The sequence below is a fragment of the Janthinobacterium saanense genome, from assembly GCF_014200675.1.
Taxonomy (GTDB): Bacteria; Pseudomonadota; Gammaproteobacteria; order Burkholderiales; family Burkholderiaceae_D; genus Janthinobacterium.
Map to the genome: position 1 here is coordinate 1 of NZ_JACHCI010000028.1, position 11,477 is coordinate 11,477.

Consider the following 11,477-nt stretch of genomic DNA (forward strand, 5'->3'; position numbering starts at 1 on the left):
GCTGATTGAGGTTGTCTGACAGTGTACGCAAAACGTATCTGGCTTTGAAGAGCGGCCAGTTACGAGAGGGTACATAATCACACGACTCTAGACATTTAACGAATGCTGCTCTCATCCTTGGGGCAAATACTGTCACAGGGCGGAGCAGTAATAACCGTGGCACAGTCAATACCATGGGCAATGACTATGCTGAATATATTTATAAGGGCCCAGTTTGCGGCGTCGTTGCCCCTGGTCAAATAGTCGGTATTAACGCTGACAATAAAATTACCGACCAGTGGTGCGATGCGGTCATGTTCTCGATCAAATCGACTGCTCCATCTTTTGTCGGCGGCGATTCCTGGGCCAATGATATAGGCTCGCGTCCGACGCCCAAGGCTGGCCAGGCGCCGATACAACCTCTGCGTCACGTCGACGTGGTCACGCTACAACCATTACCAGGTAATAACCCGCCAGAGTACATGGACGTGGTGACCAAGTCCGCTGACAGCGACGAAGAATGGGCGCAAAAGCAGGAGCTTTACGCTGCTGCGTTAGCCACCTACAACATCGCCGCGCAGCAAGATGCCGACGCCATGGCCTCCTTCGACGCAGCGCTGGAAATCGCGCGCCAAAAAGTCGACCGCATCGCCATTGCCGGCCGCGTGCCCGTCAATGTATTAGGTGCCCAGCCTGGCGACTATATCGTGCCGGTGCAGGATGGCGCCGGCATCAAGGGTGTCGCCATGCACGAAGATGACTTGACCATGAAGCAGTATCTGCATGCCGTCGGGCGGGTGATTGCCATCGAGCCAGATGGCCGCGCCTATGTGATGGTCAAGTCCGTGTAGCTGTCGTCACGCAGCAGTCCCTCCCCAAACCCGCTACGGCGGGTTTTTTATTTCGCTAACAGAAAGGCAATCATGGCCATTGAAACCACCGCCGCCGGCGGCGCATTGATCAAACTGTTTGGCGTGCCCGTGCTGGCGGGCGCCGCCGCCACTTCGCTGGGCTTCATGTTCATGTGGCCCCGCTCTACCCGCGAGGCGTTTATCCGTTTTTGTTCCAGCATCATCATTTCCACCTTCCTCGGTCCGCTGCTGGTGGCGGCCGTGCTGTCGTGGTGGCCCAGCCTGTTCGACAGCGCGAAAGTCGTGGCCAGCCTGTATGGCGGCGACCCGGCCACCGGCTTTCTGTTTATCGCCGCGCCCCTGATGGTGGCGGCCGGCTTGCCCGCCTGGTGGGTGCTGGGCGCCTGCGTGCGCTGGTTCGACAAGCGCCGCGGCAAGGATATCGGCGAACTGGCGATCGATGCGGCCGCCATCGTCAAGGATGTGCGGGGTGGCTTATGACGCTGGCGCAATTGATGGTCATCATGCCGTACGCCGGTCAGCGCGCCACGCTGTTCCTGGCGCCCCTGAATGCCACGATGGCGGAATTTTCCATCAATACGCCGCAGCGCCAGGCGGCATTCCTGGCCCAGGTGGGCCACGAGTCGGGCCAGTTGCGCTATGTGCGCGAACTGGCCAGCGGCGCAGCCTATGAAGGGCGGGCCGATCTGGGTAACGTGATCGCGGGCGATGGCGTGCGCTTCAAGGGACGCGGCTTGCTGCAGGTGACGGGGCGCGCCAATTATGCCGCCTGCGGCGTGGCGCTGCGCCTCGATTTGCTGTCCAGGCCCGAAATGCTGGAACAAACCATGCACGCCTGCCGTTCGGCCGGCTGGTTCTGGCAATCGCGCGGCTTGAACACCCTGGCCGATGCGGGCGACCAGGAAAGGGTCACGCGCCGCGTCAACGGCGGCGTCAATGGACTGGCCGACCGCCTGGCCTTGTACCAGAAGGCGCGCAAGGTGCTGGCATGAAGCCGTCGTTGAACGTGCTGGCCTGTTTGCTGCTCTTGGGCGCGGCCCTGTTTTGCGCCCAGCGCTGGGGCCGGGAAACCGGCCGCGCCGCCTGCGCTGCGTCGCTTGCCGAGGCGCAGGGAGCGCTGCGGCGCCAGGATCAGGCCTTGACACTGATGCGGGAAGAGGGGACACGCCGCGCTGCGCACGCAAAGATGGTGCTGGCTGGCGCGCGAGAGGGGAGAGCAGATAGTGAGCAAGCCGCGACCCGCATCCTGGCGCTGCAGCCCGACGGCGACGCTTGCACTGCGGCCGAGGCATTGATCGCCCGGGAGATGCCGTGAGGGCGGCGCTGCTGTTGGTTTGCATGCTGGCCGGCTGCGCGGCGCGCGCGCCTAGTCCTGAAATGCTGCCGCTGGCCGTGCCCTGCATCACTAGCCGTCCCGTCGCGCCATCGCTGCCGGCAGTGCCATCGTCGGGCATCTATCCGCAGGTACAAGCCTTGCTGGCCCGCGAAAAACTGCGCGCCGCGTACGAGCGGGAACTGGAGGCGCTGCTAGACGCTTGCGCGGCTAACTAATGCTTCTTTTTGTGACGCATAACAAAAAACCCAGACTCTCCGCTTGTGCAGGGAAATCTGGGTTTTTCAGAAGTTGCTGTCGTGTGCTTTGGTGCCCGGAGCCGGAATCGAACCGGCACGCCCTTACAGGCGGGAGATTTTAAGTCTCCAGTGTCTACCAGTTTCACCATCCGGGCAGCGCGGCAAGATTCTAGCACAAGTAATGCTGATTACACCATCATCGACTGTATTAGATCGATGGGGTGCCGAAGAACTTTGTATCGTTTACGCTTCTGTTTTTTATAAAGATGCAATGATTTAGCGCACCCTCGCTCTCATCAAAACGTCGCCTTGAACTGCACCCCATAAGTACGCGGCTCGTTCAGAATACCCGTCAGGTTGTCGAAGTCGATCGCGCCCACGGCCTGGATGCGGTTGGTGATGTTGCGGCTGTAGGCGGCGATTTCGTATTTGTCCCATTTGTAGCCGGCGCGCAGACCGCCTTCGAGCAGCGGTTTGGCCTTGTATTCCTTGGCTTCGTACAGGAAGAAGTTGTAGCTGGTGCGGTAGGTCCAGTCGGTGTAGGCGAAGAATTCGCCGTTGGCGACGGGGATGCTGTATTTCAGCGTGAAGTTGCCCTGCCATTCGGGCGCGCGCGGCAGCGGGTTGCCGTTGATGTAGGCGGTGCCGACGAAGGGGCCGACCGGGTTGGTGACGGTGCAGCCGCTGGCCGGGTTATTCAGGGCATTGCCGCAGCTTTGCACGAACAGGTTTTTATCCTGGATCTCGGTGTGGTTGTAGCTGCCGCCCAGGGTCATGCTGACCGAGTCGCTCAGGTTGGCCTGGAAGTCCAGTTCCACGCCCTGGCCGGTGACTTTGTCGGCATTGATCAACTGGTTCATGTTGACGGCGCCGCTGCCGGCCGTCAGCTGCTTGTCTTTCACGCGGTACTGGAATACGGCCAGGCTGAGGCGGGCGCGCTTGTCGAACAGGTCCTGCTTGATGCCCGCTTCGACCGACAAGGCTTTTTCGGCGCCGGCAAACGATGGACGGTCGGAGAGACCATTCAATCGCCCCTGCATCGATGGCGCGCGGTAGCCGGTGGCGACGCGCGCGTAGACGTTCGTCGCTGGCGTCAAAATGTAGGTGCCGCTCAGGTCCCAGCTGACGTTATGCGAGGTGTTGTCGATGTTGAAGGGGCCGGCAGTGGTCAGTTCCACGCGCTTGGCCGAGAAGTCTTTTTTGTCGCTGGTGTAGCGCAGGCCGCCGCGCAGCTTCAAGGCGTCGGAAACGGTGTAGTTCAGTGAGCCGAAAGCCGCATACGAGGTGGAGCTCTGGTTCTGCGTCGAGTAAAACGGGTTTTGCGGATTGCCGGGCGACAGACTGTCAAAGCTGATGCTGTCGATCTGGATGTCTTCCTTGAAGTAGAACAGGCCGGCGATCCATTGCCATGGTCCCTTGCTGTTCGACTCGGCGCGCAATTCCTGTGAAATCTGCTTGTGGTTCGGGATCACGTCGGCCGTTTCAACCACGAAGGGGATGAAGCCGGGGCCCATCGGCGGCGCGTACACGGCGCCATAACCGCCATCGACGTCGGCGCGGCTGTAAAAGTCCAGTTTTTCGTAGCCGGTGATCGAGTTCAGGGTCACGCCGTCCAGGTCCCATTTCAGGCGCATGCTGCCGCCCTTGGTTTTCAGGTGCTGGCGGTTGATGCCGTCGGTAGGGTAGGAGCCGTAGTCGAAATTGTCGACCAGGTCATTCGTGCCCTGTTTCAGGATATTGGCGCGGAACAGGGTGGCGGTGCCGTCGAGGTCGCGCGCGTGCACATTGAACAGGGCGCTGAAGTCGCGCGAAGGCTTGACCAGCAGTTGTATGCGCGCGGCGTTGTCTTCATAGCCTTCGAAGTCGCGTGTGCCGGTCGGGCGCGGGTTGTGCACGCGGTTGTCGCGGCGCTGGGTCTGGCCCGAGAAGCGCAGGGCGACGGTGTCGCTGAGCGGGATGTTGAATACGCCTTCCAGGTTTTTTACGCCATCCTTGCCGAAGCCGCCGCTCAGATAGCCTTCGGTATTGAACACGGGTTTGGCGGAATCGAACTTGATCACGCCGGCCGGCGAGTTGCGGCCGAACAAGGTGCCTTGCGGGCCGCGCAGCACTTCCACCTGATCCACGTCAAACACGGGAAAACCCTTCAGCATGGCGTTTTCCTGCACCACGTCATCCATTACCAGGCCGACCGGCTGCGAGGCGTTCAAATCGAAGTCGGTATTGCCCAGGCCACGGATATAAAAGCGCGGGAAGGTGCGGCCGTAGTCGGATTCGACCGAGACGCTGGGCGAGCGGCCGCTGAGGAAGCGGATATCCTGGCCGCCAGCCGTCAGTACGTCCAGTTTTTCGCCTTTCAGGGTGGCGATTGACATCGGCACGTCCTTGATATTTTCAGCGCGGCGCTGCGCCGTGACGATCACCGTTTCCAGCTGGCCAGGGCCGGAGGCGGCCGGGGCGGCGGCTGGCGTATCGGTCTGTGCTGCGGCTGGCGCATCGGGCGCCGGGGCCGGGTCGTCTGCCATCGCCTGTAGCGGGAAGGCGGCAGTCACAGCCAGGGCAATCAATGTGCGGTGCACCATACCAGCATGCAGTGTCATCATGAACGGCTCCTATTGGTTTTCATTATGGGAAATGGGTCTTGGGTTTCGCTGTGCGTTTGCGGCAGTTGCGCTAATTTGCTAGACGAAAAGTCATGCTAGCACGTAAATTTCTGGCCGAAATGGCATTTCATCAGGCGTGCCATTCATTTTTATTTCGACTAAATGGCGAAACAAAATCGTATTTGCCGCTAGTCTGATGGCGATGCATAGTGGGAGAGCGCAGGCGTTTATTGCCGTGCCAGCGGCTGATCCAGGGCGCTTGCAGGGCGGGTTTTGTCTTCGCTTCCCGATGTGGCTGGCGACGCGTGTCGGTAAAAAGCAACATACGATATGGTTTATTTTCATCATCGACTTGTTGTCACGATACGACAAGGAGTGCCGATGGCGTCAATGCGGATACCGCCATTTCCCCGGCCCATGGTCCGCCGCATCGCGTAGAATACAAACCATTACATATTGGAAATTTGTATTTCTGCCATGACAACATCCTCATCCCCCGTCTCTTCTGCCACCAGCATCCGCCTGTCTGAACTGATCGCCGCATTGAGCCAGGCGCTCGACATTACCGAAGGGCAACCCGAAGGCCATTGCATACGCTGCTGCTGGATAGGCATGCATGTGGGCCGCGAGATCGGCATGCCGGACGAGGATTTGTGGAATCTATATTACACCCTGCTGCTCAAGGACCTCGGTTGCAGCAGCAATGCGGCGCGCATCTGCGAGCTGTATCTGACGGATGACCTGGCTTTCAAGCAAGGCTTCAAGACGGTGGGCGACAGCTTGCCGCAGGTGCTCAAATTCGTGCTCAAGCACACGGGGCTGAAGGCGGGCCTGTCCGAACGTTTCCGCGCCGTCATGACGATCTTGCGTGACGGCCCGCAGATTGCGCAGGAATTGATCGCCACGCGCTGCCAGCGCGGCGCCGATATCGCCCGCCTGCTGCGCTTTCCCGAAGAAGTGGCGGCCGGCATCTACAGCCTCGATGAACATTTCAACGGCCAGGGCAAGCCGGAAAAGCTGGCCGGAGAGGCGATTCCCCTGTTTGCACGCATCGCGCTGATGGCGCAGGTAATCGACGTGTTTCATACGGCCGATGGCGCGCGTGCGGCGCGCGGGGAAGTGCGCCAGCGCGCCGGCAGCTGGTTTGATCCGCAACTGGTGCAGGCCTTTGAACGCGTGGCCGAATCGGGCGCCTTCTGGTCCATGTTGCGCTCGCAAGAGATAGGCGCGGCCGTGGCGGCGCTGGAGCCGGCCAACAAGGTGGTGCCCGTCGATGAAGATTACCTGGACGATATCGCCGTAGCGTTCGGCCAGGTGGTCGATTCGAAAAGCCCGTACACCAGCGGCCATAGCGCCCGCGTGGCCTTGTACACGGACATGATCGCCGAGGCCATGGACGTGTCTCCCGAGCGGCGGCGCTGGCTCAAGCGGGGCGCCTTGCTGCATGACGTGGGTAAGCTGGGTGTCAGCAACAGCGTGCTGGACAAGGCAGGCAAGCTCGATGCGGAAGAGTGGCAGGCGGTGCAATTGCACGCCCAATACACGGAAACGATATTGTCGCGCATCGATGCGTTTGCGGAACTGGCCATCGTGGCCGCCGCCCACCATGAGCGGCTGGACGGCAAGGGTTATCCGCGCGGCTTGATGGCGGACAACATCAGCCTGGAAACGCGCATCATCACCACCGCCGACATCTTCGACGCCATCACGGCCGACCGTCCTTACCGTGGCCCGATCCCGATCCCGAAAGCGCTCGATATCATGGCCGAAACGGTGGGTACGGCCATCGATGCTGAATGTTTCGAGGCCCTCAAGGCGGCGCTGGCCCGCTTGCCGGCACTGGAGCAGCAGCCGCTGGCTGCATGATCAGATAGGAAACGCCCCGGCGCCCGATACATTCAAGCTGGCAACCTTGTCACTGGAAAAGTATTTGATCTGCCCCAGGCCGATGGCGTAAGCGCCGTCGCTGAGCGGCGTGATCGGGCCCGTCAGTTTTTCACCAGTAACCAGGGTCACGACCCATGGCGTGGTAGCTGACTTGCCCGCGTGCGCCAGTGCTTGTTGTACCAGGTCCGACATACTGCCTCCGTTGATGGATTGATGGCGCCATCATAGCAGCCGAACCAGCCGCTTCAGGTATCGGTCAGCAGATTCTTCGGCAGTGCGACCGAGCTCAGTTTCCAGCGCCACAGGCCGTCGCGCGTGAGCGTCAGTTCGCCGATATGGCTCTTGCTGTGGGCGCGCTGGACCACCACGCTATCCCACGCCGTGTAGTGCAGCGCGTAGTCTGCCTGGCCGTTGCGCTGCCGGCCGCTGACATCGCTGACCTTGGAAACCGGGCTTTCATAGCGGGTGTTCAGCTGCACCAGGGAGATCAGGCCTTCAGGCATGAGCATGGTGTCGAGCAGGGGCGCGATGACGGTCGGGCTGATATCGGCCGCCACTTCGGGCGCCGCGAACAGGGCGTGCAACTGCTGGTCGAGGCTGCCGCGCAGCAGGTCGAGGTCCACGTGGGTGGACAATGCCGCGCTGTCCTGGGCCTTGATGGCCGCGCGTATCTGCTGCATGGCAAAATACGGGCTGCCATAGAACAGGCCTGCCAATACGAACACAGCTATCACCGCAAAAAAGATGCCTCTTTTCATCATGCCACCTCTTGAAAAGCTGGCGCCCAGATGCGCCGGAAATCTTGGCATCTTACAGAATATTGCCTCAAAACAATATAGAATTTTATGCAATAATTGCCATAGGTCAAATATTTGACCTTCAGATTTGCTTTCCTGCCAAGGCTAGAGTAGTTCCGCGGGCAGGGTGACTGCGATGAGTTTCCAATCCCACACACCGTGCCGTTTCAATACGAACTGGCTCACGTCCTGGCCGCTGCGGCGCAGCACCACTTCCGACCACGAACGGTAAGACATGCCGAAGTCGTGGCGTTTTCCATCTGCCCCTTCCTTGCCACGCATGATCAGCGCCGTCAGGCCGGGCGGCGAGACGATGGTGTCGACCATGGCCGCCAGTTCTTCGGCATCGTGTCCATGGCCATCCGTTTGCAATTGCCGTAGTACGCTAGCACGCACGGCAGCCAGGTCGGCCTGCTGTTCCAGTCCCGTCATCCTGACCGACCTGGCGGCCATGCTGATGCGGTACATGGCGATGTAGGGGCTGACCCAGGTAAAGCCGATGGCGGCAACGCAAAACAGGGTGGCGACGGCGTGTTTTCTTTTCATGGTCTCTATTGTTTAAAATCTATCTCGGTTCGCGGTGATTTTACCCGGCCAGCGCCGGTAGATGGTGTAGCATGCGTGCCGGCGCGCCAGATCGCGCCGTCATACGCAATACAGAGGACAACCATGAATATCACTATCAATGCCGTGCTGCAGGCGTATATCGATCCGCTCACCGACAGCGAATACGCGGCGCTCGAACGCAGCCTGCTGAACGAAGGATGCCGCGACGCGCTGGTGCTGTGGAATGAGGTGCTGATCGACGGGCATAATCGCTACGCCATCTGCCGCAAGCACGACATTCCCTTCAAGACCATCCAGAATACCAGCTTCGAATCGATCGACGACGTGATGCTGTGGATGATAGACAATCACCTGGCGCGGCGCAGCGTGTCGGACTTCCAGCGCGGCGTGCTGGCCTTGCGCAAGAAGGAAATCGTCGCCGCGCGCAGCCCGGTGCCCGTGAACGCCGTCGATACGGCTGAGGGCGAAAGCCTGCCGAAACCGGCCATGAGCACGCGTGAAGAAGTGGCCAAGGCGGCGCGCCTGAGCAGCAACCAGATCAGCCAGATTGAGAAAATCCAGAAGGCGGCCACGCCGGAACTGGTGGAAGCGGTCCGTTCGGGCACGATTTCCATCAACGCGGCAGCTACCGTGGCGTCCTTGCCGCAGGCCGAGCAGGTGGCGGCGGTTGCCGGTGGCAAGAAGCTGCTGCGCCAGGCAGCCAAGGAAATCCGCGAACAGCGCGCGGCGACGCGTCCGCCACGTGAGCCGAAAGTCCATGTATCGCAGGATACGCCAGAAACGGGCAATGAGCCGTGGGCAGAGAGTGCGGCACAAGCGCCTTCCGAAGTGGAGCGCCTGCGCGGCGAGATCGCCAGCCTGAAACAGCGTTACGTGCAGCTGCAGGCGGAAAATGCGGAACTGAACCAGCGCATCGCAGCGCTGATCGACGCTTCCTGACGATGTGATCTGATGATTTGACTTGAGAGGGAGTACTGAATGCTAGCTCGCAGTGCCTTGTTTGCCGCCATCGCCTGCGGTGTTGTTGCCAGTGCCCCTGCGCTGGCCGCTCCCCCAGCTTCTGCAAGCGACATGGCGCGCTGGCAGGCGCAGGCCGCCAATGTCAGCATCGCACGCGATACCTGGGGCGTGCCGCATGTGACGGGCAAGAGCGATGCGGATGCCGTATTTGGCCTGATGTATGCGCAGGCGGAAGACGATTTTCCGCGTATCGAGCGCAATTACATCAACGCCATGGGACGTCTGGCGGAGGTGGAGGGCGAGCAGGAACTGTATCGCGACCTGCGCATGAAGCTCTTTATCAATCCCGCGGATTTGCAGGCGCAGTACCGCGCCAGCCCGCCCTGGCTACAAAAATTGATGGCGGCGTTTGCCGCTGGCCTCAATTTTTACCTGGCCACCCACCCGCAGGTCAAGCCACGATTGATCACGCATTTCGAGCCATGGATGGCCCTCAGTTTCAGCGAGGGCAGTATCGGTGGCGATATCGAATCGGTCGACCTGGCCCAGCTCGTATCGTTTTATGGCCAGCAGGCCAGGCCGGCCGCCGTGGCGCTGGCCAGCGTGGAGGCCGGCCTGGACCCCGAGCCGAGCGGCTCGAACGGCTTCGCCATCGCGCCCGCCATCACGCAGAATGGCCACGCACTGCTGATGATCAATCCGCATACCTCGTTCTACTTCCGTCCCGAAGTGCAGGTCACCAGTGGCGAAGGCTTGAACGCGTATGGCGCCGTCACCTGGGGCCAGTTCTTTGTCTACCAGGGTTTCAATGAGCGTCTCGGCTGGATGCATACTTCGGGCGGCGGCGACGTCATCGACGAGTACCTGGAAAGTATCGTCGACAAGGACGGCGCCTGGTTCTACCGCTATGATGGCGCCTTGCGTCCCTTGAAGGCCGTACCCATCAGCTTGCCCTACAAGCTGGCCGGCGGTGGCATGGGGACGAAAACCATCACGGTCTATTACAGCCACCACGGCCCCATCGTGCGTGCGCACGATGGTAAATGGGTGGCTGTGCGCCTGATGAATGAACCATTGAAAGCCTTGACGCAATCGTACACGCGCACCAAGGCGCGCGACTACGCGGCGTTTTACAAGAGCATGGAGCTGCGCACCAATTCATCGAACAATACCGTGTACGCAGATGCGGATGGCAATATCGCCTATTTCCACGGCAATTTCATTCCTGTGCGCGATCCGCGCTTCAACTGGAAGCAGCCTGTCGACGGCAGCGACCCGGCCACCGAGTGGAAAGGTTTGCATACGGTGGCGCAAACCATCACCCTGTTCAATCCGAAGAATGGCTGGATACAGAACACCAATAACTGGCCGTTTTCGGCGGCGGGCGCACATAGCCCGCGCCAGCAAGACTATCCAGCCTATATGTCCGTGTATGGCGAAAATGCACGCGGCCTGCATGCAGTGAAAGTTTTCCAGAACAAGACCGGTTTTACCCTGGACAGTCTGATCGCCGCTTCCTACGACAGCGAACTGACAGCGTTTGAATCGCTGCTGCCAGCGCTGTTCGTCGCCTGGGATGCCTTGCCAGCCGGTGATGCGCAAAAGCTGGCGCTGGCTGGCCAGATCACGCTGCTGCGGGCCTGGGACTGGCGCTATTCGCTCACATCCACGGCCACCTCATTGGCCATATTCTGGGGCCAGGAGCTGGCGGATATGGCCGGCAAGCAGGCGCGCGAGCAGGGTACGCCGGTGGTCGATTTCATGGCGACCGGGCAGGTCAGCGCCGGGCAGCGGCTGGCGGCATTAGCCAGCGCAGCGGATAAACTGCAGCGCGATTTCGGCAACTGGCAAACGCCGTGGGGCGAGATCAACCGCTTCCAGCGCCTGACGGGCGAGGTGGTGCAGCCGTTCGACGATGCGAAGCCCAGCTTGCCCGTGCCTTATGCGTCGGGTAACTGGGGCGCGCTGGCTGCGTTTGGGCAGAGTAGCAAGAGCACCACGCGCAGGATCTATGGCGAGCGCGGTAACAGCTTTGTCGCGGCAGTAGAGTTCGGCCCGCGCATCAAGGCAAAAAGCCTGCTCGCGGGCGGCCAGAGCGGCGACCCCGCATCACCGCACTTCAGCGACCAGGCGGCCATGTATGCGCGCGGGCAATTCAAGGACGTGCTGTTTTATCCGGAAGAGGTGGACCGGCACCTGGAACGCAGGTACCAGCCGGGGGAATAATCAGACCGGCGCTG

Annotated in this window: 12 protein-coding genes and 1 tRNA gene; 8 read left to right on the top strand and 5 right to left on the bottom strand. The window is 60.8% G+C overall.

Annotated elements, in window-relative coordinates:
- The first annotated feature begins 293 nt into the window (after positions 1–293).
- The 5 genes from HDE72_RS25505 (at position 294) to HDE72_RS25525 (ending at position 2,402) form a co-directional block, all read left to right on the top strand.
- Complete coding sequence (locus tag HDE72_RS25505; protein ID WP_183747868.1) at positions 294–830, top strand: hypothetical protein; 537 nt, start codon at positions 294–296, stop codon at positions 828–830.
- Positions 831–902: 72 nt separating this feature from the next.
- Positions 903–1,331 carry a hypothetical protein gene (locus HDE72_RS25510; RefSeq protein ID WP_183747871.1) on the top strand — a complete coding sequence of 143 codons (429 nt, stop codon included), beginning with the start codon at positions 903–905 and terminating at the stop codon, positions 1,329–1,331.
- Positions 1,328–1,843 carry a glycoside hydrolase family 19 protein gene (locus HDE72_RS25515; RefSeq protein WP_183747874.1) on the top strand — a complete coding sequence of 172 codons (516 nt, stop codon included), beginning with the start codon at positions 1,328–1,330 and terminating at the stop codon, positions 1,841–1,843. The genes HDE72_RS25510 and HDE72_RS25515 overlap by 4 nt, the downstream gene beginning before the upstream one ends.
- Positions 1,840–2,166, top strand: coding sequence for a hypothetical protein (locus HDE72_RS25520; protein WP_183747876.1), 327 nt, complete (start codon positions 1,840–1,842; stop codon positions 2,164–2,166). Before HDE72_RS25515 ends, HDE72_RS25520 begins: the two co-directional genes overlap by 4 nt.
- Positions 2,163–2,402, top strand: a complete 240-nt coding sequence (locus HDE72_RS25525) for a hypothetical protein (RefSeq protein WP_183747879.1) — start codon at positions 2,163–2,165, stop codon at positions 2,400–2,402. Before HDE72_RS25520 ends, HDE72_RS25525 begins: the two co-directional genes overlap by 4 nt.
- Before the next feature lie 89 nt (positions 2,403–2,491).
- On the opposite strand, the gene HDE72_RS25530 is transcribed toward HDE72_RS25525, so the two are convergent.
- Together HDE72_RS25530 and HDE72_RS25535 are read right to left on the bottom strand one after the other, a co-directional pair.
- Positions 2,492–2,578 (bottom strand) — tRNA-Leu (locus tag HDE72_RS25530).
- A gap of 141 nt (positions 2,579–2,719) precedes the next feature.
- A complete protein-coding gene (locus HDE72_RS25535) occupies positions 2,720–5,026 on the bottom strand; it encodes a TonB-dependent receptor (RefSeq protein ID WP_183747882.1) in 2,307 nt (768 codons plus the stop codon).
- A 477-nt stretch (positions 5,027–5,503) separates the two neighbouring features.
- Between HDE72_RS25535 and HDE72_RS25540 the strand changes: the two genes are divergently transcribed.
- A complete protein-coding gene (locus HDE72_RS25540) occupies positions 5,504–6,892 on the top strand; it encodes an HD-GYP domain-containing protein (RefSeq protein WP_183747885.1) in 1,389 nt (462 codons plus the stop codon).
- On the opposite strand, the gene HDE72_RS25545 is transcribed toward HDE72_RS25540, so the two are convergent.
- The 3 genes from HDE72_RS25545 to HDE72_RS25555 all read right to left on the bottom strand — a co-directional run bounded on the left by HDE72_RS25545 (position 6,893) and on the right by HDE72_RS25555 (position 8,256).
- On the bottom strand, positions 6,893–7,105 hold the full coding sequence (locus tag HDE72_RS25545; RefSeq protein WP_183747889.1) for a hypothetical protein: 213 nt from the start codon (positions 7,103–7,105) through the stop codon (positions 6,893–6,895).
- Positions 7,106–7,158: 53 nt separating this feature from the next.
- A complete protein-coding gene (locus tag HDE72_RS25550) occupies positions 7,159–7,674 on the bottom strand; it encodes a DUF2939 domain-containing protein (RefSeq protein ID WP_183747892.1) in 516 nt (171 codons plus the stop codon).
- Between the two features lie 141 nt (positions 7,675–7,815).
- Entirely contained in the window at positions 7,816–8,256 is a 441-nt protein-coding gene (locus tag HDE72_RS25555) for a DUF2939 domain-containing protein (protein WP_183747895.1), read from the bottom strand.
- Positions 8,257–8,379: 123 nt separating this feature from the next.
- Between HDE72_RS25555 and HDE72_RS25560 the strand changes: the two genes are divergently transcribed.
- Both HDE72_RS25560 and HDE72_RS25565 read left to right on the top strand, forming a co-directional pair.
- Complete coding sequence (locus HDE72_RS25560; protein ID WP_183747899.1) at positions 8,380–9,216, top strand: hypothetical protein; 837 nt, start codon at positions 8,380–8,382, stop codon at positions 9,214–9,216.
- A gap of 39 nt (positions 9,217–9,255) precedes the next feature.
- A complete protein-coding gene (locus HDE72_RS25565; protein ID WP_183747902.1) occupies positions 9,256–11,463 on the top strand; it encodes an acylase in 2,208 nt (735 codons plus the stop codon).
- Positions 11,464–11,477: the final 14 nt, after the last annotated feature.